This is a genomic window from Pseudomonas sp. TWR3-1-1 (genome assembly GCF_049896545.1).
GTDB lineage: Bacteria > Pseudomonadota > Gammaproteobacteria > Pseudomonadales > Pseudomonadaceae > Aquipseudomonas > Aquipseudomonas weihenstephanensis.
Window position 1 is genome coordinate 447,868 of sequence record NZ_JAFCUO010000002.1, and the last position, 21,284, is coordinate 469,151.

Consider the following 21,284-nt stretch of genomic DNA (forward strand, 5'->3'; position numbering starts at 1 on the left):
AAGGAGTTCACCCATGAAACGCAGTCTGACCGTCATCGCCCTTGTCGTTGCCGCAGTGGCCGGGGGAGGGGTCTGGTACGTACAGAGCAAGTTGCCCTCGCGTCAGGGCCAGGTCGAGCTGTATACGCTCAAAGAGCCTGTCACCGTGCGTTACGACGAGCGCGGCGTGCCGCATATTCGCGCCGGTAATCAGCTCGATATGTACCGCGCGCTGGGTTATGTGCAGGCGCAAGACCGGCTGTTTCAGATGGAAATCATGCGCCGCCTGGCCCGCGGAGAACTGGCCGAAATCCTCGGGCCCAAGCTGGTAGAAACTGACAAGCTGTTTCGCAGCCTGCGCATCCGCGAACGCGCAGCCACCTATGTGAACGAGCTGGATCAGCAGTCCCCCGCGTGGCAGGCGCTGCAAGCCTACCTGGACGGCATCAATCAATATCAGGCCACCCACGCCAAACCTGTGGAGTTCGACGTGCTGGGCATCACCCCGCGAGCCTTCACCGCCGAAGACACCATCAGCATCGCCGGTTACATGGCCTACAGCTTTGCGGCGGCGTTTCGCACTGAACCCTTACTCACCTACGTACGTGATCAATTGGGCAGCGACTACCTCAAGGTTTTCGATCTGCAATGGCAACCCAAGGGCGTCTTGCCCCCGGCGCTGGCGGCCAACGACTGGAAAACCCTGGGTGCTCTGGCGCAACTCAGCGACAGTGCTTTGAGTCAGGCTGGCTTGCCGCAGTTTGAAGGCAGCAACGCTTGGGCCGTGTCCGGCAGACGCACGCAAAACGGCAAGCCGTTGCTGGCGGGCGACCCGCACATTCGCTTTTCAGTGCCCTCGGTGTGGTACGAAGCGCAGCTGTCTGCGCCCGACTTTGAGCTGTACGGCTACCATCAGGCGCTGGTGCCGTTCGCCTTTTTGGGCAACAACCGCGAGTTCGGCTGGAGCCTGACCATGTTCCAGAACGATGACCTGGACCTGATCGCCGAAAAGACCCACCCCAAAAATCCCAATCAGGTCTGGTACCACGGCCAGTGGGTCGACATGACTCGCACCGAGCAAGAGATTGCCGTCAAAGGCCAGGCGCCGGTCACGCTGGTGCTGCGTCAATCGCCACACGGGCCGATTGTTAACGATGTGCTGGGCGATATTGCAGGCAATACGCCGATTGCCATGTGGTGGGGCTTTTTGGAGACCAAAAATCCAATCCTGGAAGGCTTTTACCAACTCAACCGCGCTAACACCGTGAGCAAGGCGCGCAAGGCTGCCACGTATATTCAGGCGCCGGGGTTGAATGTGGTGTGGGCCAATGCCCAGGGCAATATCGGCTGGTGGGCGGCGGCGCAACTGCCTAAGCGCCCGGCCGGGGTCAACCCGGCGTTCATTCTGGACGGCAGCAGCGCGCAGGCGGACAAATTGGGCTTCTACCCTTTCAGTGCCAACCCGCAGGAGGTAAACCCGCCGCGCGGCTACATCGTGTCAGCCAACTTTCAGCCGGTATCGCCCACCGGGCTGGAGATTCCCGGTTATTACAACCTGGCCGATCGTGGTCAACAGCTCAATCGCCAACTGAGCGACGCCAGCGTGAAATGGAACCTGAAAAACAGCCAGGCGTTGCAGTTGGGCACCACCACCGACTATGCGCAGCGCGTACTCAAGCCTTTGTTGCCGGTACTGCGCAAGGGTGTCAGCGACCCGGCCGAGCTTAAGTTGGTTGAGCAATTGGCGCAGTGGAAGGGCGATTACCCGCTGGACTCAACCAGTGCCACGCTGTTCAACCAATTGCTGTTCAGCCTGGCGGATGCCGCCATGCACGACGAGTTGGGCGATGCGTTTTTTGACATCCTGCTGACCACCCGCGTGATCGATGAGGCGCTGCCGCGTCTGGTCGCCAGCCCGGACTCGCCGTGGTGGGACAATCGTCACACGCTGACCAAAGAGACCCGGGCGGACACGGTCAACGTTGCCTGGCGCAACAGCCTCGTTCAACTCAAGGCCACCTTGGGCGACGACCCCGCGCAGTGGCAATGGGGCCGGGCGCACACCCTGACCCACGAGCATCCGCTGGGTAAACAAAAACCACTGGACTGGTTGTTCAATGTCGGACCTTTCGCAGCGCCGGGTAGCCATGAAGTCCCCAACAATTTGTCCGCAAAACTCGGCCCTGCCCCTTGGGCGGTGGGTTACGGACCGTCTACGCGGCGCCTGATCGACTTTGCCGACCCCACCCACACGCTGACCATCAACCCGGTGGGCCAGAGCGGCGTGCCGTTCGACAAACACTACAAGGATCAGGCGCAAAGCTACATCGAGGGGCGTTACGACAAACCGTACATGGAGGACGCCGACGTGCAGCTCAATACCCGCAGCACGTTGCGATTGATGCCCAAGCCATAGAGGCGGGCAACGACTACGGGTGGCGTGGGATCACGCCAACGCGTAGTTGAGGACGATGCCGACAAAGATCGCCAAACCCGCCCAATGGTTGTGCAAGAAGGCCTTGAAGCAGCGTTGTGGATCGCGGTCGCGGGTGTACCAGAATTCCCACACGAAGCAGCCCGCGGCCACCAACAGCCCCATATGGAACCAACCACCCAGTTCAAACTGGGTGCCGGCCAGCCACAGACAACCCAGCGCCAACCCTTGCAGGCTGAGGTTGATCACCCGGTCTGCGTCGCCAAACAGGATAGCGGTCGACTTAACCCCGATTTTCAGGTCGTCCTCGCGGTCCGTCATGGCGTAGTAGGTGTCGTACGCCACCGTCCACAGCAGGTTGGCGATGTACAGCAACCACGCCGCCGCTGGCAGGCTGCCCGTCTCGGCGGTAAACGCCATCGGCATGCCCCACGAGAAGGCTGCGCCCAGCACCACTTGCGGGTAGTAGGTGTATCGCTTCATGAACGGGTAGCTGGCGGCCAACGCCAAACCGCCGAATGACAGCCAGATCGTAGGCGCATTGGTGCACAGCACCAGCAGGAAGCTGATCCCCATTAGCACGGCAAAAAACACCAACGCTTCTTTGCCGCTGATTTTTCCGCTCACCAACGGCCGTTGTTCTGTGCGTTTGACGTGGCCATCGACCTTGCGATCTGCAAAGTCATTGATCACACAGCCGCCGGCACGGGTCAGGATCACGCCGAAGACGAAGATCAGCAGGTTGCTCAGCGACGGCACACCTTTGGCCGCAATCCACAGCGCCCACAAGGTCGGCCACAACAGCAGGTAAATGCCGATGGGCTTGTCCATGCGCGTTAACTGAATAAAGTCCCATGCGCGAGGGTTCAAACGGTTGAGTGATTTAAGCAGACGCACGTACATCAGTTGTTCTCCGACCGGGCTCTCACGGCGGCCCACAGTTTGGGTAAAAACACCTCAGCCACCAGCACGCTCAGCTCTCCTCGAACAAAGCGCGACCGTCGCGCCCAGAGCGTATCGACCTGATCGGCCTGGGGCAGCCACTCGCGCGGGTAATGGCACACCTGCAACGCGCCGCGCTCAAACGCCTCATCGCTGAACAGCAATTGCCCCAAAGAACGCGTGCCCAGCTGGTCCATGTGCAAGCCGCCCGCTTCAAGTGCGCTTTGGCACGCTACGCTGCGCGCAAACACCCAGGGCTGCTGGTGCCCACACAAATACACTTCGCGCACCCAGCCCCGGCTGTTACCAGGCAGGTCGAGCGCGGCGCATTCGTCCTCGCGCAAGGTCTGCCAGCCTTCAAACAAGGGCAAGACACTGAAGTTATTCTCAGAAAGGGCTGTGAGACGAAGGGTCAACGAGCCTTGATCGAACAACCAGTTTAGGGTGTGTTCATCGGGCAACGCAGGAAGGCGGCTTTGTTCAAGCCAGACGGGGGAGATCAACGGGGAAGTCATGTGCGGCACAGTCGGTCATAATTGGCAGCCATTGAGGGCGCCGAGCTTATCACGCTGCCTCCCGAATGAGCGCTTGAGTGCCGATTGGCTGCAATCTCGCTTGCATCTACCGGTTTTGATCCGTACAAAACGCCCTGAACTCGACGAGCAACACAGCGTCACTGCAAAAGTCTGTGCCCTCGCCAAAGCCTGAACCCAAGGAAATACCCCCATGAAAAAGTGGCAATGCATCGTATGTGGACTGATTTATAACGAAGCCGATGGCTGGCCGGATGATGGCATCGCCCCCGGCACGCTGTGGCAGGACGTGCCCGAAGACTGGCTGTGCCCGGACTGCGGCGTAGGCAAAATGGATTTCGAAATGATCGAAATCAACTGATACCTTTTTGAGTTTCGCCCTTAGGGAGATTGGAATGAACGCACCTGTCGTGATCGTTGGCACCGGGCTGGCTGGCTACAACCTGGCCCGGGAATTTCGCAAGCTGGACAGCGAAACGCCGCTGCTGTTGATCACCGCCGATGACGGGCGTTCCTATTCCAAGCCCATGCTGTCCACCGGTTTCGGTAAAAACAAAGACGCCGACGGCCTGAGCATGGCCAGCCCCGGAGCGATGGCTGAGCAACTGAACGCCCAAGTGCGCACCCACACGCGCATCAGCGGGATTGATCCCGGCCACAAGCAGTTGTGGATCGGTGAAGAAGCCGTGCCGTATCGCGACCTGATTCTGGCGTGGGGCGCGCAAACGGTGCAGGTGACCGTTGAAGGCGATGCGCAGGACGCTATTTACCCCATCAACGACCTGGAAGATTACGCACGCTTTCGCACCGCCGCCGCAGGCAAGCGCCGCGTACTGATACTGGGGGCCGGCCTGATCGGCTGCGAGTTTGCCAATGACCTGATCGCAGGCGGCTATGACGTGGATCTGGTCGCCCCTTGCGAGCAAGTCATGCCCACGTTATTGCATCCTGCGGCAGCAGCAGCGGTGCAAACCGCTCTTGAAGGTATCGGCGCACGCTTGCACCTAGGGCCGATACTCACGCGCCTGCAACGTACTGCGGACGGGGTTGAGGCGCATTTGTCTGATGGTAGCGTCATACGTTGTGACGTCGTGGTGTCAGCCATTGGCTTGCGCCCACGGACTGATTTGGCCGCCGCGGCCGGGATTCGGGTCAATCGCGGGATTGAAGTGGACCGCCTGCTCAAGACCTCCCACGCCAACATTTTCGCGCTGGGTGACTGCGCACAGGTTGAGGGCCTGAGTTTGCTGTATGTCATGCCGCTGATGAGCTGCGCCCGCGCACTGGCCAAAACCCTGGCTGGCAACCCCACTGCTGTCAGCTATGGCGCCATGCCCATCACGGTAAAAACACCGGTGTGCCCGCTGGTGGTGTCGCCTGTGCCCCCAGGGTATGAGGGCGTTTGGTCGGTCGAAGGCAGCGGCCCAGACATCAAGGCGGTGTGCCGCGACGCAGATGGCAAATTGCTAGGTTATGCACTGACCGGTGAGGCCGTTCGCGAAAAACTGGCCCTCAACAAAGAGCTGCCTGCACTTTTGGCGTAAACGCTGGCAACTCTGTCGCATATGCCTTTGCCTTGGCTCAACAAAGGCCGGATCGAAGCTGGCGCCGGCCTTGGCCGCATGCCATTCTCACACCGGTCTGCCGCAGAGTAGAGCCTGCGGCGCCTAAGGCGTTGCTCCCTTGAGAGCAGCACGGACATAACAACAAAAAACCGTCAAAGAGGCTTCATCATGCGTAAACCCGATCTCGCCGCCGCTATCGCGGAAAAGGCTGACCTCACCAAAGAGCAAGCCAGCCGCGTGCTCAATGCCGTGCTCGAAGAAATCACCCAAGCCCTGCACCGCAAAGACAGCGTCACGCTGGTTGGCTTCGGCACCTTCGTTCAACGCCACCGCGGTGCCCGCACCGGCCAAAACCCGCAAACGGGTCAGCCAGTCACGATCAAGGCCAGCAACACCGTTGCGTTCAAACCGGGCAAGTTCTTGAAAGACAGCGTCAACCCTTAGTGACAAACCGGCCTTTCGTCACATGAGGCCTTGAAGAATGGGCAAGCTGGCGCGGCTGGCGGCCCATTCTTGATAGCGACAGGACAATCGTGCGGCCATAAGTGGCAAAACGCCCCCCATCTACGCCTATCCATGCAGATATATGGCGTTCTTTGAACAAATCGTTACACTGCGCCGGCCATTTATTTTTCCCTTGAGGCCGCGTACATGAAATTTCGTTTTCTGCTCTGGATGCTGGGCTTCATGATGAGCAGGGCCAGCCGAAAAAACCCGGCGTTTGCCCAACAACTGGTCGACAAAGACCTGGTGTTCCAGCTGCAAACCCTGGACGGCAGCGTCGCCCGTCACTTCAAAGTCAAAAACCAGCGCATTACCAGCCACTCAGGGCTGTACCCCGAGCCTGCGTTTGCTATCGCCTTCAAAGATGCGGCCTACGGTTTCGCGACCATGCAGGCCAAGAACAAACAACTGGCGTTCATGACCGGGATTCAGGACAAGTCGATCCAGATCAAGGGCAACCCTGCACTGGTGATGTGGTTCCAGGGCCTGACCAAGTACCTGAAACCACGTAAAAAACCAAAGGCTTAAACCCGGACTACGACCGTGGCAGCCTTTGGCAGCTTCTACGAGGAGGGGGTAGCGCTGCGCGCTGTTCTTCGGCCAACCTGGCCCCGTAGGTCAGGCCTGACTGAATTGGGCAGCCAGCTCACGCAATAACACCTCGGCCTCCAGCACTTTGCTGACGACGTCTTCGGCTTTTTCGCGCGTTACGCCCAAGCTTTCAAACAGCGCGTCAGGCAGCGGGTCGTATGGGCCGTGCCCAATGCCACGGCTGCGCAGCAGCCCCACCGCCACGCACACCAGATTGGGGTACTGCGCATGTTCACCCGCGTAGTGCGGGTCATGTTGAAACCGCAGGGCCGCCGCCAGTTCGTCCGGCATGTCCCAATAGCGCATCAGCCAGGCGCCGATTTGCTCACGGGTAATACCCAGCAAATGCTGTTCAACCATGCTGTGACTGACATGCGGGTTGACTTCAAGGTGACGGCAAATCAGCGAGAAGTGCGGCGGAAACACGTGGGCCAACAGCAGATAGCCAAAATTGTGCAGCAGCCCCGCCAGGTACGTCAGACCGGTTTCAGGGCGTTCGGCCCGGGGCATGGCACGGGTCAGCCCCTCAATGACCGCCGCGGTGTAAATCGACTGCTGCCAGTAAGGCGTGCTCGATTGCGGGTGATCCTTGGGCAGGCTCAGGGTTTTACCCAGCGCCAGCCCCAGTGCCAGGTTAATCACCAGATCAAAGCCCAGTACGCGCACGATCGCGTCTTCAACTGAACGGATCTTGCCCGGTGAGGCGTAGTACGGTGACGCCGCCCAACTCATGACTTGTGCCGCCAGCGCAGGGTCCGTTTCGACAACACCGGTGATGTCGTCGATGGTGGCGTTGGGGTCTACGCGCAGGCGGATGATTTTGCGGGCGGTTTCGGCCAACGGCGGGATTTCAATTGTCGCTTCAAGACGCTGCTGAATACGGCGCGCAGTGAACGCGTGCACCGCTTGAGTGATGGCATCACCGTCTTCATCCGGGCGGTCCAGATTAAGCTTGATGGCTTCCAGCGGCTCGGCAAAACGCCCTGCGCTGGCCTTGGTCAGCATGCTTTTGAAGTGTTCCTGAGAAATCTCCAGCAACAGCCCCGGCTCACCGGCGTTAATCAACAGCAAGGGCTGTTGCAGCAGCTGTTCTTCATACAGGCAAGGCGAACTGGTGAGGGCCGGCAAACCTGGCAGCAGCGTCAGCTCATGCTTGCCGAGCATACGCTCAAGGTGCGCGGGCGCGACAGCCGTCATGCGCCGCCCGATCAGCTCGGCCAGACGATTGAGGTCAAGCAAGTGACTCTGCGGAAACAGCACCATGAGCGCGCCGACCGTGTCATCGAGCAACGCTGCTTGAACTTTGCGTGCGGGGTTAAGGCCGGGGTGGTCAATGACTTCCCGGTACGGGATGGCCAACTCGCCAAGCAGCTGTCGAATAACCGACGGCGTGTGGGGAACAGTTGGGGCGCTGGCAACTTCAGTCATGGTGTGTGTCCGGTTCTTACAACTCAAATGTGGTAATCAGACAGTTAATCGGCCGCTGATCTATTTACTGAACGCGCCTTTAAACCTGCCCGTATTGCTGACCGTGGCGCAGCCAGCGGTCCAGCAAAGGGCTGACGTGGGAGGGCCAGCGTTCCAGCAGGGCTTGTGCCGCGTCGCGAACAGCGGGAAGCAGGTCGGCGTCACGCATCAAATCGGCAACTTTAAACTGCAAAAGCCCGGTTTGCCGGGTGCCAAGCATTTCGCCGGGGCCGCGCAGTTCGAGGTCTTTTTCGGCGATGACGAAACCATCGTTGGTCTCGCGCATGATGCCCAAACGCTGACGGCCAATTTGCGACAGCGGCGGGTGATACAGCAGCACGCAATGGCTCACTGCGCTGCCTCGACCGACGCGCCCGCGCAATTGGTGCAACTGCGACAAGCCCAGTCGTTCGGGGTTTTCGATGATCATCAGGCTGGCATTGGGCACGTCCACGCCGACTTCAATCACCGTAGTGGCAATCAGCAATTGCAACTCGCCGGCTTTGAACCGGGCCATGACCTCAGCCTTTTCAGCAGCTTTCATGCGCCCGTGTATCAACCCGACGCGCAATTCACCCAAGGCGCTGGAGAGGTCTTCAAAGGTGGTTTCAGCCGCCTGACAGGTCAGTTCTTCAGACTCTTCAATCAGCGTGCACACCCAGTACGCCTGACGCCCTTCGGCACAGGCCGCACGCACTCGCTCAATGACTTCGAAACGCCGCGTGTCGACCACCAGCACCGTGTTAACCGGGGTTCGGCCCGGCGGCAGTTCGTCGAGGATCGAGGTGTCGAGGTCGGCGTACGCACTCATGGCCAGGGTGCGCGGGATCGGCGTCGCGGTCATGATCAATTGATGCGGGCACATGACGCCGCCCACGCCTTTATTACGCAGGGCCAGGCGCTGTTGCACACCGAAACGGTGCTGCTCGTCGATGATGACCAGCGCCAGGCGCTTGAACTGCACCTGATCCTGAAACAAGGCGTGCGTGCCCACCACCATCGGCGCGCCGTTGGCGATGTGCTCCAGTGCAGCGATACGCGCCTTACCTTTGAGTTTGCCCGCCAGCCATGCCACCTCAAGCCCCAACGGTTCCAGCCAGCGCTTGAAGCTGATGAAGTGCTGCTCGGCGAGGATTTCGGTGGGCGCCATCAGCGCCACTTGATAACCCGCCTCCAGCGCTTGCAAGGCGGCCATCGCCGCCACCACCGTTTTACCCGACCCCACATCCCCTTGAATCAGGCGCAACATAGGCTCGGGCTGACTGAGATCGTAGGCAATTTCGTTGCCGACACGCACTTGCGCCCCGGTCGGGGAAAAGCCCAAGTTGCGCAGAAACTGCTCAGGCAACGTTCGAGCTTTAGCCAGAGCAGGCGCCCGTTGCGAGCGCAAACTTTCGCGCAAACGCTGCTGAGACAGCTGATGGGTCAGCAGTTCTTCAAACGCCAGGCGGTGCTGTGCCCAGTGATGGCCCAAGGCGAGTTCTTCAACGTCTGCATCGGCCGGTGGCTGGTGCAGATAGCGAATCGCCTCATCCAAAGGCGCCAGTTGATAGTCTTTGGCCAGCTCGCGCGGCAACCAGTCCGGCAGGCTGCGTGGCCCCAACATCGCCAGGCTTTGCAGGCTCAGTTGGCGCAGGCGCTGCTGAGTCAGGCCTTCAGTGGTGGGGTAGATCGGGGTCAGCGTGGTGTCGACCGGCGGTGGTTCATCGCCCGTAATGGCACGGTACTCCGGGTGGTAGATTTCCAGCCCCGACGCGCCGGGACGCGCTTCGCCATAGCAACGCACTTCAGTGCCGCGCTTCAGGCTTTCCTTTTGCGCATTACTGAAGTGGTAGAAACGCAGGCTCAGGCCACCCGTGCCGTCATTGATGCGCACCAGCAAGCTGCGGCGCTTGCCCATGACCACATCGGTGCCAATCACCCGCCCTTCGACCACCGCATCCTGACCGGGGCGTAACGCCCCGATCGGCACAACGCGGGTGCGGTCCTGGTAGCGCAACGGCAAATGAAACAGCACGTCTTGCACGGTTTCCAGCCCGACTTTGGCCAATTTCTCGGCCATCGCCTCTCCCACGCCCTTAAGCGCCGTGACCGGCACATTCGACAACTCGGTCATAACAGTTCTTACGTCGCCGCAGGCGGCTTGGCCACCGAGCACAGACGGATCGAGTCCGCGAGGATCTCAATCGCTTTAGGCCGAGGGAAGCTGGCACGCCATGCAATCGCCACCGTGCGGAACGGCACTGGCGGGGTCAGCGGGCGTACGGCCAGCACACCGGGGGAATAATGGTGACTGTCGACAGCAGAGAGCGGCAGGATCGAAATGCCCAGGCCTGAGGCCACCATGTGCCGGATGGTTTCCAGCGAGCTGGATTCGACCGTGGTGTGCTTGGCGCCGTCATTGCCCTTGGTCAGGGTGGGGCACGCCTCAAGCACTTGATCGCGGAAGCAGTGACCTTCACCCAGCAACAGCAAACTCTTGTCGTTGAGCAGGCTGGCGTCGATGGTGTCTTTTTTGGTCCACGGGTGCTCGCTCGGCATCAGCACGTAGAACGGCTCGTCGTAGAGCGGCAGGGTCAGCACGTCAGCCTCATGGAACGGCAGGGCGATGATGATCGCGTCCAGCTCACCGTTACGCAGCTTGTCGCGCAGGATGTGAGTGAAGTTTTCTTCGATGTACAACGGCATTTGCGGGGCGACCCGATGCAGTTGTGGAATCAGATGCGGGAACAGGTAAGGACCTACGGTGTAGATCGCGCCGACCTTGAGCGGTGCGGTGAGCTGGTTTTTGCCCGCCTGCGCCAATTCACGGATGCCTTGGGCTTGCTCCAGTACCTTCTGGGCCTGGGCAACAATGCCCTCGCCCACAGGCGTCAGGCGCACGGCGCTTTTGCTGCGCTCAAAAATCAGCACACCGAGTTCGTCTTCCAGTTTTTTCACGCCCACCGACAGGGTCGGTTGGCTGACGTGGCAACGCTCGGCCGCGTGGCCGAAGTGCTGCTCTTGGGCAAGCGTAACGATGTAGCGCAATTCTGTAAGGGTCATAGCGGGCGTCCATGAGGCTGCGGGCCGAAGCATAACGGCTGCAATCGATAGACGCACGTTATCAGACATTACCCACAGAGCTACAGTCGCTAATCACGCGCTTGCCGGTTTTTATCTATACAGCAGATGCAAAAAAGGCACCTTACGGTGCCCTTTCTGGTATCAGCGTCGACGTTTATCGATGGAATAAACGAAGGGTGCCACGATCTCGATGCTGCCATTGGTCAGCATGTCAGCCGGAGGCTTGGGCAGAGGTTGTGCCCGACGGATCATTTCCAGGGTGGCCCGGTCCAGATCAGCATTGCCTGAGCGCCCGACCAATTCGTAGGACAGCACCTTGCCTTGCGCATCGACTACAAAGCGCAGACGGTTCAGACCTTCTTTGCCCCGCGATTGAGCAGCAGCCGGGTACTTTTTGTACTTGCCCAGGTGGGCCAGTAAAGTACCTTCCCAACTGGCTTTGGCTGCCAGTTGTTGCGCCGAAGGGCCACGGGTCTGTGCGGCGGACTTCTCGCTGGGCGCCTTGGTCGGCGTCGCGTCGCTCGGTTTCTCTTCTGAAGGTTTCTCTTTGACCGGGTCAGGTTTTTCCACAGGCTTGGGCGGTTGAGGCTTTTGCTTGGGTTTGACCGGCTTGGGAACAGAAATCTTCGGCTTGGGCGCTTCGGCCAGCTTGGGGATCGGCAACTCTTCTACTGGAGCCGGCGGTTGTGGTGGTGTCACCACTTTCGGCGGCGCAGGAGGAGGCGGTGCCGGCAGCGGCGCGAGATCGACCATCATCGCCTGGGGCGGAAGTTCGATTGCGCGCGGGTTAGACCATTGCAGGGCGAGTATTACCGCCACTGCATGGACACCCAACACCACGGCCAGGCTGGTTGCGTAACGCGTCATCTTTTGGCGCGCTATGGTCATTTCTTGGCTGCCGTCTCAAGTCCGACCAACCCGACCTTCAAGTAACCGGCTGCGCGCAATGCATCCATGACGCTCATCAAGTCACCGTAGTCCACACCCTTGTCGGCCTGGAAGAAGATCGTTGTGTCTTTGTTGTTATGCGTACGGGCGTCCAGCGTCGGACCCAGCGCTTCAACGGTGACGGGTTCTTCGCCCAGGTACAGGCGCTGATCCGCCTTGACGCTAAGGAACACCGGTTTCTCGGGGCGCGGCGCCGGTTTGGCGCTGGACGCGGGCAGGTCAACCTTGATATCCACGGTGGCCAGCGGTGCGGCCACCATGAAGATGATCAGCAGTACCAGCATTACGTCGATAAAGGGTGTGACGTTGATTTCGTGGTTCTCGGCCAGATCGTCGTCTGCGCCTTCTTTCAAATGCAGGCCCATGGCCGATTACCCCACTTTCACCATGTGCGGTTGCGAGCTGCGCTCAGGCGGCAGGTGATCGAGGTCACGGCTAACCAGCAGCAACACTTCAGCCGATGCGTCCGCCACCTGAGCTTTGTAGCCGGTGATGGAGCGGGCGAAAACGTTGTAAATCACAACCGCAGGGATCGCCGCTACCAGGCCCAATGCCGTGGCCAACAGCGCCTCGGCAATACCCGGCGCCACAACGGCCAGGTTAGTGGTTTGGGTTTTGGCGATGCCGATAAAGCTGTTCATGATGCCCCACACGGTGCCGAACAGACCCACGAACGGTGCTGTCGAACCAATGGTGGCCAACACGCCTGTGCCGCTGCTCATGTTGCGACCGCACGCCGCAACCAGACGCTCAAGACGGAAGCTGACGCGCTCTTTGATGCCTTCTTTTTCACGGCTATTGGCCGACAGACGCATCTCTTCAAGGGCGTCTTGCACCAGCAGGTGAGCCAGCGTGCCCTCTCTAGTGGCCGATTCGCTGGCCTCTTTAAGGGTGCGGGCTTTTTTCAGGCTGGCGATTTCGGAGCGCAGACGACGCTTGGCGCCCAGCACTTCGAAGCCTTTGGCGATCCAGATGGTCCACGTGATGATCGAAGCGATTGCCAGACCGATCATCACGATTTTGACGATGATGTCGGCGTTTTTGTACATGCCCCACGGCGACAGGTCATGGGCCATGCCCAAGCTGTTGTCTTCTTCGGCGACGAGTTGTGGTGCGTCATCCGCAGGGGCCACAACACCCTCAGCCTGGGCTGGATCTGTAGCACCCGGCGCTGCAACAGGCGCGGTGGCATCAGCGGCAGCGGCACTAACGGTTGCAGGAGGTACGGCAGCGTTCGCTGGCTCATCGGCAAATGCCGCAGCCGGAGCAAGCAACAGGCTGAACATCAGCGCCGCCACACCACGCCAAAGGCGTGCAGGGCTCAACAGCTGGGTTGGCGAAGCGGTGGAATGATTGCGTGTCATGCTAGCCGGACCTGAGAAGTTTTGAGGTTTTGCCCTACAACGCGTGTAAGACCAAGGACAAATGATGCGTTATTATTGCAAGTAATTCTTGTTAACAAAAGCAATAGCACCTGTTTTTTTCCGAGGTCACGACCAACGTCTGACCTTTTTTGGCCGCTTTGCAGCTTTTCATTAGGAGTTTGAGATGCCCAACGCCTCTGTCTTGATCGTCGGTTGTGGCGATGTCGGAAGTCGACTCGCCACTCAGTTACTGAAGGACGAATGGAAGGTTTACGGATTAAGGCGATCCATCGATCAACTGCCTGAAGGCGTGAATGGCGTCGCGGCCGACCTGTTTAAAGACCCGTGCCCGGCGCAATGGCCCACGGGCCAAATCGACTATGTGGTGTACAGCGTCGCCGCCACCGAGCACGACGAAGCGGGTTACCAAGCCGCGTATGTCGATGCGCTCAAACGCACGCTCAGTTGGCTCAAGCAACACAATCAACAACCCAAGCACCTGCTGTTCGTTTCCAGCAGCGGTGTTTATGTGCAGCAGGCAGGTGAGTGGGTCGATGAAACCTCACCGGCCGAGGCTACCAATTACTCAGGGCGGATCATGCTGGACGCGGAGCAGATCGCCTTGAACAGCAGCATTCCCGCCAGCGTAGTGCGCTTGACCGGGATCTACGGTCCTGGCCGGGAGTGGCTGCTGGGGCAGGTGCGCAAGGGCTATCGCGTGGCTGTTGAACCGCCTCTTTATGGCAACCGCATCCACGCCGATGACGCGGGTGGACTGCTGGCCTATCTGCTTGAGGCTCATCAACACGGCAAAACGTTGGAGGACTGCTATATCGGGGTCGATGATGCTCCTGCGCCATTGTCAGAGGTTGTGAACTGGTTACGTGAGCAATTGGGCGTGACCGAGTGGTCTGAAGAGGCAAGCGTAAGGCGGGCGGGGAGCAAGCGTTGCAGTAATGCACGCGCCAAGGCCCTGGGATGGGAGCCGCGCTACCCAAGCTATCGCGAAGGTTATGCGGCGATTTTGGCGGGACAGCCTGGCAAAGCACACTGATTACGCATGAGCTGGCGAAGGCTGCGCGCTTTTGACGTTAAAGGCTCGCAGCCTGCGGGGCGTTGGGAGTGATCAGCGCTGCTTCTCAAGCACCCATTCGCGCTTGCCGGGGTACAACTGAGGCATTTCGTCTGGCTGGGAGGCATCCAGCGCTTCAAAAATTTCGAGCTGTTTGCCATTGCGCACAAAGATGTGAGCTGCACCGGTCTCACCTTGCTGGAGCCAAAGGCTGTCGTATTCGCCGCTCATCGACGCACAATCACCTGCCAGGCACAGGGCGTAGGCGTTCATGCCCGGCAAACCCTTGAGCTGTCCGCCAGCCAAAAAGGTCACGCTGGCGCCTTGGCCTGCACCCTCGGCAATACGCCATTGGCCACCCAGGTAAGCCGTTTTGAGGGCTTTTTCAAAGCTGGTGCCCAGCGGATCTTGCGCCGCCACATTCACTGACGAGCGGGCAAAGACCTGTTGAGGATCGGCGTCTGCCGCCGCTTGTACCAGCTCTTCGCCTGCAAGGCTCAAAGCCGTTGCCGAACTGCCATAGAAATCGACTTGCCACACGCCCTTGTCTTCGGGTTGCAGCTTGCCCTCCACTCGCTCAAAGCCATTGGTGTAGCGGGCTTGAGCGGTTTGAGTGTCGATGTCCCACTCAAGGTTAGGGCCATACGCCAGCAACGCTTCACGCAGGTTGCCACCTTTGGCCGCCGCATCAATCGCTGCTTGGTTGATCCAGATACCACTGATATCGCGGTGGGCGGGTTCGCTGGCACAGCCACCCAGAAAAACGGTGAGCAGTGACAAGACTAGCGCTTTGCGCATAGTGGAATCCTTTTAAAACGGGGAAAAGCGAGGGTTGGCGCAGCATGAAGACGCTGCGCCGAGGGTGTTACTCGATGACCAGAATCGCGTCCATCTCAACCTGCGAACCCTTTGGCAGGGCTGCTACGCCAATGGCTGCACGCGCCGGGTACGGCTGCTCAAAGTAGGTGCCCATGATCTCGTTAACCTTGGCGAAATGGCTAAGGTCGGTCAGGAAGATGTTCAGCTTGACGATATCTTTGAACGAACCACCCGCGGCCTCAGCTACCGATTTCAGGTTTTCAAATACCTGGATGGTCTGGGCTTCAAAGCCTTCAACCAGCTCCATGGTTTTTGGGTCCAGCGGGATTTGACCGGACATGTAGACGGTATTGCCAGCTTTGATCGCTTGGGAATAAGTACCGATGGCAGCAGGTGCTTTGTCGCTGGTGATAACAGTCTTGGTCATGTGTGACTCCTTGAAATGGCCATTTGTAACGGCCTATGCACGCATCCGAGTGATGCGGATAACCCCGGTAAGGGCACGCAGTTTTTTGATCACGCGGGCCAGATGCACACGATCGTGCACGCTGACCACCAGTTGGACCACGCTGATACGACCATCGCGCTCGTCCATGCTGATCTTCTCGATGTTGCCGTCGGCGGCGTTCACGCTGCTGGCCAGCAGCGCAATCAAGCCACGCTGGTGTTCCAGCTCGACGCGCAACTCGACGTTAAATTCGCCGGTAACGTCTTTGGCCCACGAAAGCTGGATGCATTTTTCGGGGTTGTGGCGGATTTCACTGATATTGCGGCAGTTGTCCAAGTGCACAACCATCCCTTTGCCCGCCGACAGGTGACCCACAATCGGATCACCCGGAATAGGCGTGCAGCATTTGGCATAACTGAGCACCAGGCCCTCGGTACCGCGAATGGCCAACGGACCTTCGGGGCTTGGCAATTGCTCACCCTCACCCATCAAGCGGCGGGCGACCACATAGGCCATGCGGTTACCCAGGCCGATGTCTTCCAGCAGATCTTCAATGTGCTCCAGGCGGTACTCGCTGAGCATGGCCTGAACGCGTTCGGGCGCAATTTTGTCCAGCGAGCTGTTGAAGCCGTTGAGCACTTTGTTCAGCAGGCGCTCGCCCAGGTTCACGGACTCGGAACGACGCTGCAACTTGAGCGCGTGACGGATATGCGTGCGGGCTTTACCAGTGACCACAAAGTTGAGCCAGGCCGGGTTAGGGCGTGCACCCGGAGCACTGACGATCTCGACCGTGGAGCCACTTTGCAGCGGCTCGGACAGCGGTGCGAGACGGCGATTGATCCGACAGGCGATACAACTGTTACCCACGTCGGTATGTACAGCGTAAGCAAAGTCGACCGCCGTGGAGCCTTTGGGCAGCTCCATGATCCGGCCCTTGGGCGTGAAGACATAGACCTCGTCCGGGAACAGGTCGATCTTCACACTTTCGATGAATTCGAGGGAGTTACCTGCGCGTTGCTGCATTTCCAGCACGCCTTTGACCCATTGCCGCGCCCGGGCATGCGTACCGGTGTGCTGCTCATCACCACTGGATTTGTAGAGCCAGTGCGCCGCGATCCCGTTGTTGGCCATTTCTTCCATTTCACGGGTACGGATCTGAATTTCGATCGGTACGCCATGCATGCCAAACAGCGTGGTATGCAACGACTGATAGCCGTTGGCTTTGGGAATCGCGATGTAGTCTTTGAAGCGGCCCGGCAGCGGCTTGTACAAATTATGTACAGCGCCTAACACGCGGTAGCAGGTATCCACCTTGTCGACGATGATGCGGAACGCATAAACGTCCATGATCTCGTTGAAAGCCCGGCGCTTGCCGCGCATCTTTTTGTAGATGCCGTAGATATGCTTTTGACGCCCGCTGACTTCGCCCTGAATGCCATCAATGGCTAGACAGTGGCTCAGCGACTCTTCAATTTTGTTGACGATTTCTTTGCGATTGCCCCGGGCGCGTTTGACGGCCTGATAGATGCGCGCTGAGCGCATCGGGTACATCGCCTTGAAACCGAGGTCTTCGAATTCGATGCGAATGCTGTGCATGCCCAGCCGATTGGCGATGGGCGCGTAGATTTCCAGGGTTTCCTTGGCAATCCGCCGGCGCTTTTCGCCGGACAGCACTTCGAGGGTGCGCATGTTGTGCAGGCGGTCAGCCAACTTGACCAAAATCACGCGGATGTCCCGCGCCATGGCCATGGCCATCTTCTGGAAGTTTTCGGCTTGCGCTTCGGCTTTGGTTTCGAAGTTCATCTGGGTCAGCTTGCTGACACCATCAACCAGTTCTGCAACGGTTTCGCCAAACTGCGCAACCAGCGCTTCCTTGGCAATACCGGTGTCTTCGATCACGTCATGCAGCATGGCTGCCATCAGGCTTTGATGGTCCATATGCATATCGGCAAGGATATTTGCGACTGCCAGCGGATGCGTGACATAAGGTTCGCCGCTACGTCGGCGCTGGCCGTCGTGGGCTTGTTCTGCGTAGTAGTACGCTCGGCGGACCAGATTAACCTGGTCCGGGCCGAGGTACGCCGACAAGCGATCGGCGAGGGCGTCTATGCTCGGCAAGAGGGAGCCTCCTGCCAAAACTGTGAACCCTTCGCCGTGCTACGTCGACCGGGCATAGGCTTAGTTCGCCTCGTTGGACTCGTCCTCGAACGCTGCGAACAGCGGTTCGTCTTCGACGATTTCAGCGTTGGCGATAAACTCGTAGCTCATCAGGCCTTCAGCGATTTCACGCAGGGCAACAACGGTAGGCTTGTCGTTTTCCCACTGAACCAGAGGCTCTTTACCACCGGTGGCCAGTTGACGGGCACGCTTGGTAGACAGCATGACCAGCTCAAAGCGGTTATCCACGTGTTCTAGACAGTCTTCAACGGTTACGCGGGCCATGGTCTTCCTCGTAGCAAATGCAATATGCGCGCTGCCCGGATGGGCGAGCGGACTGAACAGTTTAAAAAATCACCAGCCATTAGGGAAGCGCTGATTTTTCAAGCCCTGCCCCAAAACCCTCTGTAAGCGCCAATGTAAAGCCCTTACAGGGGTTTTGGGAAGAGGCTTTTAGCCAAGCAATTCGGCCAGTAACTTGCCATAACGCTGCTGCTGACGATTGTGCTGCAAGCGATTGGCGCGAAAAATCGCCTTCAAATCCTCAAGCGCAACCGCAAAATCATCATTGATGATCAGGTAGTCATACTCGACGTAGTGGCTCATTTCACTCACGGCTTCGCGCATACGGCCGTCAATGATTTCGTCGCTGTCCTGCCCGCGGTTATCCAGACGCTCACGCAATGCTTGCTGGCTAGGCGGCAGGATAAAGATCGAACGCGCCTGAGGCATCAACTTGCGAACCTGTTCAGCACCTTGCCAGTCGATTTCCAGAATCAGGTCATGGCCTTCATCCAGGGTCTGCAGCAAGTGGCTTTGCGAGGTGCCATAGAGGTTGCCGAATACCTCGGCGCGCTCCAGAAAATCACCGTGCTCGATCATTTTCACGAACTCTTCGCGCTCGACGAAGTGATAGTTCACGCCGTTCACTTCGCCGGGGCGCATGGCCCGGGTGGTGTGCGAAACCGAGACGCGAATTTGCTTGTCAAGATCGGTAAGCGCATTGACCAGGCTGGTCTTGCCTGCGCCCGAAGGGGCAGAAACGATGTAAAGGGTGCCAGTGCTGTGGGTCATGTCAGGGGGAGCCTTACTCAATATTCTGTACTTGTTCGCGCATCTGCTCGATCAACACTTTGAGGTTGACCGCCGCTTGAGTGCTGCGTGGATCGAAAGCTTTGGAGCCCAAGGTGTTAGCTTCGCGGTTGAGCTCTTGCATCAGGAAATCGAGGCGACGCCCAGCGGCCCCACCGGACTTGAGCACACGTCGCACCTCAAGGATATGGGTGCTCAGCCGGTCGAGCTCTTCGGCCACATCGCTTTTCTGCGCCAGCATCACCATCTCTTGTTCAAGACGCTGCGGGTCTAGCTCAGCCTTCATGTCGTTGAAGCGGTCGAGCACCTTTTGACGCTGAGTCGCAAGCATTTGCGGCACCAGCTCACGCAAAGTATCGACATCACTTTCGATGGAGGTCAGACGCTCACTGATCAAGCGGGCCAGCTCTGCACCTTCGCGCTCGCGGCCGTCTTTCAACTCTTGCAGGCCTTGCTTGAACAAGGCCAGCGCCTGCGTATTGAGGGCTTGCGGGTCGCTCGCATCCGCCACCAGGACGCCAGGCCAGGCCAGCACTTCCAGCGGGTTGAGTGCCGCCGGCTGCTTGATCAGGCTGGCAATCGATTCGGCGGCTGCCACCAGTTGCGCAGCGCGCTCGCGATCGACTTGCAGGGGCTTGCCGGTGGTTTCTTCGGTAAAGCGCAACGTGCATTCCAGCTTGCCCCGCGAAATACCCTGGCGCAGCGCTTCACGCACCGCGCCCTCAAGGTCGCGAAATGACTCGGGCAAACGCAGGTGCGGCTCCAGGTAGCGGCTGTTGACCGAACGCAGCTCCCAGCTAAGGGTGCCTTGAGTGCCAGCGCTTTCAACGCGGGCAAAGGCGGTCATGCTATGCACCATGGAGGTACCTCGCGATCTGATGAGTTAAGCCAAACGGCTACTAAGGCGGCGGATTGTAGCGCAGTGCAGCGAACGTCCCAAACGACGTCTGTCGTAATCACGCGCAATGGTAGGCCCCCGTGGCAGCGGCGACAGGCTTCGTTATCAGCTTGCTCCTACAAAACACAACGCAGTTTTAGGTGTGCCCCTGTCGGCCTATGGCCTTTATAATGCTCGACAGTTTTCCGTCCCGTACAGGTATCCCACATGAAACGTCCAAGTGGTCGCGTTGCCGATCAGCTACGCCCGATCCGCATCACCCGCAACTACACCAAACACGCAGAGGGTTCTGTACTGGTCGAGTTCGGTGACACCAAAGTCATCTGCACCGTCAGCGTCGAGAACGGCGTGCCACGTTTCCTTAAAGGCCAGGGCCAAGGCTGGCTGACCGCCGAATACGGCATGCTGCCGCGCGCCACAGGTGACCGTAACCAGCGTGAAGCCAGCCGTGGCAAGCAAGGCGGCCGCACCCTTGAAATCCAGCGCCTGATCGGCCGCTCCCTGCGCGCCGCACTGGACATGTCCAAACTGGGTGACATCACCCTTTATGTCGACTGCGATGTAATTCAGGCCGATGGCGGCACTCGCACTGCATCGATTACGGGCGCAATGGTTGCCTTGGTCGACGCCCTGAAAGTGATCAAAAAACGTGGTGGCCTCAAAAACGGCGATCCGATCAAGCAGATGATCGCAGCCGTGTCGGTGGGCATGTATCAGGGCGTACCTGTGCTTGACCTCGACTACCCTGAAGATTCAGCAGCCGAAACCGACCTCAATGTGGTGATGACCAGCACCGGTGGTTTCATTGAAGTTCAAGGCACCGCCGAAGGCGCGCCGTTCCAGCCGGACGAACTGAACGCCATGCTGGCACTGGCTCAAAAAGGCATGACCGACATTTTTGCACTGCAACAAACTGCGCTGGCTGACTGATTGCCTGCGCTTTCGCTGACCACCTGGAGAACACCATGAGTGAGCTGGACCTTTCAAAACCCGAGCCAGGCCCGAGCCGCGAAGCTCGGCAATGGGCCATGTTCTGCCACTTCTCGGCGTTCCTGGGAATGTGGTTTCCGTTTGGCAGCCTGATCGGCCCGCTGATCCTGTGGCAAATGAAGCGCGAAAGCGACCCGTTCATTGACGACCAAGGCAAGGAAGCCATGAACTTCCAGATCACCGTGGCGATAGCTTCGGCTATTTGCTACGTACTGATGTTCGTCCTGATCGGTTTTGCCCTGATCGGACTGTTATTTATCGGTGCGGTGGTGCTGGTGGTGATTGCCGGCGTCAAGGCCAATGACGGGGTGAGTTATCGTTACCCCTTCACCTGGCGCCCGATCAAGTAAGCAGCCTGTCGCTTGCAGCAAAAAAAATGCCCGTATCCTTGGATACGGGCATTTTTTTAAGGCGA

At 59.0% G+C, this 21,284-nt stretch carries 22 protein-coding genes; 8 read left to right on the forward strand and 14 right to left on the reverse strand.

What is annotated here, in order from left to right:
- Positions 1 to 13: 13 nt before the first annotated feature.
- Entirely contained in the window at positions 14 to 2,395 is a 2,382-nt protein-coding gene (locus ACP7A4_RS07620; protein ID WP_426246236.1) for a penicillin acylase family protein, read from the forward strand.
- Positions 2,396 to 2,425: 30 nt separating this feature from the next.
- On the opposite strand, the gene ubiA is transcribed toward ACP7A4_RS07620, so the two are convergent.
- Both ubiA and ACP7A4_RS07630 read right to left on the reverse strand, forming a co-directional pair.
- A complete protein-coding gene (ubiA, locus tag ACP7A4_RS07625; RefSeq protein ID WP_059765865.1) occupies positions 2,426 to 3,316 on the reverse strand; it encodes a 4-hydroxybenzoate octaprenyltransferase in 891 nt (296 codons plus the stop codon).
- Entirely contained in the window at positions 3,316 to 3,870 is a 555-nt protein-coding gene (locus ACP7A4_RS07630; protein WP_426246238.1) for a chorismate--pyruvate lyase family protein, read from the reverse strand. Before ACP7A4_RS07630 ends, ubiA begins: the two co-directional genes overlap by 1 nt.
- A 211-nt stretch (positions 3,871 to 4,081) precedes the next feature.
- On the opposite strand from ACP7A4_RS07630, the gene ACP7A4_RS07635 reads away from it, so the two are divergent.
- From ACP7A4_RS07635 to ACP7A4_RS07650, 4 genes are all read left to right on the forward strand, one after another.
- Positions 4,082 to 4,249: a rubredoxin gene (locus ACP7A4_RS07635; RefSeq protein WP_003437744.1), complete on the forward strand. Its 168-nt coding sequence runs from the start codon at positions 4,082 to 4,084 to the stop codon at positions 4,247 to 4,249.
- 34 nt (positions 4,250 to 4,283) lie between these two features.
- Complete coding sequence (locus ACP7A4_RS07640; protein ID WP_059765871.1) at positions 4,284 to 5,432, forward strand: FAD-dependent oxidoreductase; 1,149 nt, start codon at positions 4,284 to 4,286, stop codon at positions 5,430 to 5,432.
- Positions 5,433 to 5,621: 189 nt separating this feature from the next.
- Positions 5,622 to 5,897: an HU family DNA-binding protein gene (locus ACP7A4_RS07645; RefSeq protein WP_048363875.1), complete on the forward strand. Its 276-nt coding sequence runs from the start codon at positions 5,622 to 5,624 to the stop codon at positions 5,895 to 5,897.
- 207 nt (positions 5,898 to 6,104) lie between these two features.
- On the forward strand, positions 6,105 to 6,485 hold the full coding sequence (locus tag ACP7A4_RS07650) for a helicase (RefSeq protein WP_426246241.1): 381 nt from the start codon (positions 6,105 to 6,107) through the stop codon (positions 6,483 to 6,485).
- A gap of 90 nt (positions 6,486 to 6,575) precedes the next feature.
- On the opposite strand, the gene ACP7A4_RS07655 is transcribed toward ACP7A4_RS07650, so the two are convergent.
- The 6 genes from ACP7A4_RS07655 to exbB form a co-directional block, all read right to left on the reverse strand.
- Positions 6,576 to 7,976 carry an aminoacyl-tRNA deacylase and HDOD domain-containing protein gene (locus tag ACP7A4_RS07655; RefSeq protein ID WP_203302066.1) on the reverse strand — a complete coding sequence of 467 codons (1,401 nt, stop codon included), beginning with the start codon at positions 7,974 to 7,976 and terminating at the stop codon, positions 6,576 to 6,578.
- A 79-nt stretch (positions 7,977 to 8,055) separates the two neighbouring features.
- Complete coding sequence (recG, locus tag ACP7A4_RS07660) at positions 8,056 to 10,131, reverse strand: ATP-dependent DNA helicase RecG (protein ID WP_426246244.1); 2,076 nt, start codon at positions 10,129 to 10,131, stop codon at positions 8,056 to 8,058.
- An 8-nt stretch (positions 10,132 to 10,139) separates the two neighbouring features.
- On the reverse strand, positions 10,140 to 11,060 hold the full coding sequence (locus tag ACP7A4_RS07665; protein WP_048363871.1) for a hydrogen peroxide-inducible genes activator: 921 nt from the start codon (positions 11,058 to 11,060) through the stop codon (positions 10,140 to 10,142).
- Between the two features lie 162 nt (positions 11,061 to 11,222).
- Complete coding sequence (locus ACP7A4_RS07670) at positions 11,223 to 11,969, reverse strand: TonB family protein (RefSeq protein ID WP_059765879.1); 747 nt, start codon at positions 11,967 to 11,969, stop codon at positions 11,223 to 11,225.
- On the reverse strand, positions 11,966 to 12,394 hold the full coding sequence (gene exbD / locus ACP7A4_RS07675; RefSeq protein ID WP_059765881.1) for a TonB system transport protein ExbD: 429 nt from the start codon (positions 12,392 to 12,394) through the stop codon (positions 11,966 to 11,968). The genes ACP7A4_RS07670 and exbD overlap by 4 nt, the downstream gene beginning before the upstream one ends.
- 6 nt (positions 12,395 to 12,400) lie before the next feature.
- Entirely contained in the window at positions 12,401 to 13,393 is a 993-nt protein-coding gene (gene exbB, locus ACP7A4_RS07680) for a tonB-system energizer ExbB (RefSeq protein ID WP_426246247.1), read from the reverse strand.
- Positions 13,394 to 13,577: 184 nt separating this feature from the next.
- Here exbB and ACP7A4_RS07685 point away from each other — a divergent pair, with 184 nt between their 5' ends.
- Positions 13,578 to 14,447, forward strand: coding sequence for an SDR family oxidoreductase (locus tag ACP7A4_RS07685; RefSeq protein WP_426246249.1), 870 nt, complete (start codon positions 13,578 to 13,580; stop codon positions 14,445 to 14,447).
- A gap of 72 nt (positions 14,448 to 14,519) precedes the next feature.
- Here ACP7A4_RS07685 and ACP7A4_RS07690 read toward each other — a convergent pair whose 3' ends face one another.
- The 6 genes from ACP7A4_RS07690 to ACP7A4_RS07715 all read right to left on the reverse strand — a co-directional run bounded on the left by ACP7A4_RS07690 (position 14,520) and on the right by ACP7A4_RS07715 (position 19,840).
- Positions 14,520 to 15,263 carry a hypothetical protein gene (locus ACP7A4_RS07690; protein WP_059765887.1) on the reverse strand — a complete coding sequence of 248 codons (744 nt, stop codon included), beginning with the start codon at positions 15,261 to 15,263 and terminating at the stop codon, positions 14,520 to 14,522.
- Between the two features lie 67 nt (positions 15,264 to 15,330).
- On the reverse strand, positions 15,331 to 15,711 hold the full coding sequence (locus ACP7A4_RS07695) for a RidA family protein (protein ID WP_019828190.1): 381 nt from the start codon (positions 15,709 to 15,711) through the stop codon (positions 15,331 to 15,333).
- Positions 15,712 to 15,744: 33 nt separating this feature from the next.
- Positions 15,745 to 17,850 carry a bifunctional GTP diphosphokinase/guanosine-3',5'-bis pyrophosphate 3'-pyrophosphohydrolase gene (spoT, locus tag ACP7A4_RS07700; protein ID WP_048363865.1) on the reverse strand — a complete coding sequence of 702 codons (2,106 nt, stop codon included), beginning with the start codon at positions 17,848 to 17,850 and terminating at the stop codon, positions 15,745 to 15,747.
- Between the two features lie 60 nt (positions 17,851 to 17,910).
- Positions 17,911 to 18,174, reverse strand: coding sequence for a DNA-directed RNA polymerase subunit omega (gene rpoZ / locus ACP7A4_RS07705; protein WP_016782707.1), 264 nt, complete (start codon positions 18,172 to 18,174; stop codon positions 17,911 to 17,913).
- 168 nt (positions 18,175 to 18,342) lie between these two features.
- Positions 18,343 to 18,963 carry a guanylate kinase gene (gene gmk / locus ACP7A4_RS07710; RefSeq protein ID WP_048363864.1) on the reverse strand — a complete coding sequence of 207 codons (621 nt, stop codon included), beginning with the start codon at positions 18,961 to 18,963 and terminating at the stop codon, positions 18,343 to 18,345.
- Between the two features lie 13 nt (positions 18,964 to 18,976).
- Positions 18,977 to 19,840, reverse strand: a complete 864-nt coding sequence (locus ACP7A4_RS07715; protein ID WP_048363863.1) for a YicC/YloC family endoribonuclease — start codon at positions 19,838 to 19,840, stop codon at positions 18,977 to 18,979.
- A gap of 246 nt (positions 19,841 to 20,086) precedes the next feature.
- Between ACP7A4_RS07715 and rph the strand changes: the two genes are divergently transcribed.
- Complete coding sequence (gene rph, locus ACP7A4_RS07720) at positions 20,087 to 20,809, forward strand: ribonuclease PH (protein WP_048363862.1); 723 nt, start codon at positions 20,087 to 20,089, stop codon at positions 20,807 to 20,809.
- 35 nt (positions 20,810 to 20,844) lie between these two features.
- Positions 20,845 to 21,219: a DUF4870 domain-containing protein gene (locus tag ACP7A4_RS07725; RefSeq protein ID WP_059765889.1), complete on the forward strand. Its 375-nt coding sequence runs from the start codon at positions 20,845 to 20,847 to the stop codon at positions 21,217 to 21,219.
- The last annotated feature ends 65 nt before the right edge of the window (positions 21,220 to 21,284 follow it).

Bases quoted from the DNA above. Each gene is read 5' to 3' on its own strand.
- ACP7A4_RS07620 (WP_426246236.1), top strand. From the start codon at position 14: ATGAAACGCAGTCTGACCGTCATCGCCCTTGTCGTTGCCGCAGTGGCC.
- ubiA (WP_059765865.1), bottom strand. From the start codon at position 3,316: ATGTACGTGCGTCTGCTTAAATCACTCAACCGTTTGAACCCTCGCGCA.
- ACP7A4_RS07630 (WP_426246238.1), bottom strand. From the start codon at position 3,870: ATGACTTCCCCGTTGATCTCCCCCGTCTGGCTTGAACAAAGCCGCCTT.
- ACP7A4_RS07635 (WP_003437744.1), top strand. From the start codon at position 4,082: ATGAAAAAGTGGCAATGCATCGTATGTGGACTGATTTATAACGAAGCC.
- ACP7A4_RS07640 (WP_059765871.1), top strand. From the start codon at position 4,284: ATGAACGCACCTGTCGTGATCGTTGGCACCGGGCTGGCTGGCTACAAC.
- ACP7A4_RS07645 (WP_048363875.1), top strand. From the start codon at position 5,622: ATGCGTAAACCCGATCTCGCCGCCGCTATCGCGGAAAAGGCTGACCTC.
- ACP7A4_RS07650 (WP_426246241.1), top strand. From the start codon at position 6,105: ATGAAATTTCGTTTTCTGCTCTGGATGCTGGGCTTCATGATGAGCAGG.
- ACP7A4_RS07655 (WP_203302066.1), bottom strand. From the start codon at position 7,976: ATGACTGAAGTTGCCAGCGCCCCAACTGTTCCCCACACGCCGTCGGTT.
- recG (WP_426246244.1), bottom strand. From the start codon at position 10,131: ATGACCGAGTTGTCGAATGTGCCGGTCACGGCGCTTAAGGGCGTGGGA.
- ACP7A4_RS07665 (WP_048363871.1), bottom strand. From the start codon at position 11,060: ATGACCCTTACAGAATTGCGCTACATCGTTACGCTTGCCCAAGAGCAG.
- ACP7A4_RS07670 (WP_059765879.1), bottom strand. From the start codon at position 11,969: ATGACCATAGCGCGCCAAAAGATGACGCGTTACGCAACCAGCCTGGCC.
- exbD (WP_059765881.1), bottom strand. From the start codon at position 12,394: ATGGGCCTGCATTTGAAAGAAGGCGCAGACGACGATCTGGCCGAGAAC.
- exbB (WP_426246247.1), bottom strand. From the start codon at position 13,393: ATGACACGCAATCATTCCACCGCTTCGCCAACCCAGCTGTTGAGCCCT.
- ACP7A4_RS07685 (WP_426246249.1), top strand. From the start codon at position 13,578: ATGCCCAACGCCTCTGTCTTGATCGTCGGTTGTGGCGATGTCGGAAGT.
- ACP7A4_RS07690 (WP_059765887.1), bottom strand. From the start codon at position 15,263: ATGCGCAAAGCGCTAGTCTTGTCACTGCTCACCGTTTTTCTGGGTGGC.
- ACP7A4_RS07695 (WP_019828190.1), bottom strand. From the start codon at position 15,711: ATGACCAAGACTGTTATCACCAGCGACAAAGCACCTGCTGCCATCGGT.
- rpoZ (WP_016782707.1), bottom strand. From the start codon at position 18,174: ATGGCCCGCGTAACCGTTGAAGACTGTCTAGAACACGTGGATAACCGC.
- gmk (WP_048363864.1), bottom strand. From the start codon at position 18,963: ATGACCCACAGCACTGGCACCCTTTACATCGTTTCTGCCCCTTCGGGC.
- ACP7A4_RS07715 (WP_048363863.1), bottom strand. From the start codon at position 19,840: ATGGTGCATAGCATGACCGCCTTTGCCCGCGTTGAAAGCGCTGGCACT.
- rph (WP_048363862.1), top strand. From the start codon at position 20,087: ATGAAACGTCCAAGTGGTCGCGTTGCCGATCAGCTACGCCCGATCCGC.
- ACP7A4_RS07725 (WP_059765889.1), top strand. From the start codon at position 20,845: ATGAGTGAGCTGGACCTTTCAAAACCCGAGCCAGGCCCGAGCCGCGAA.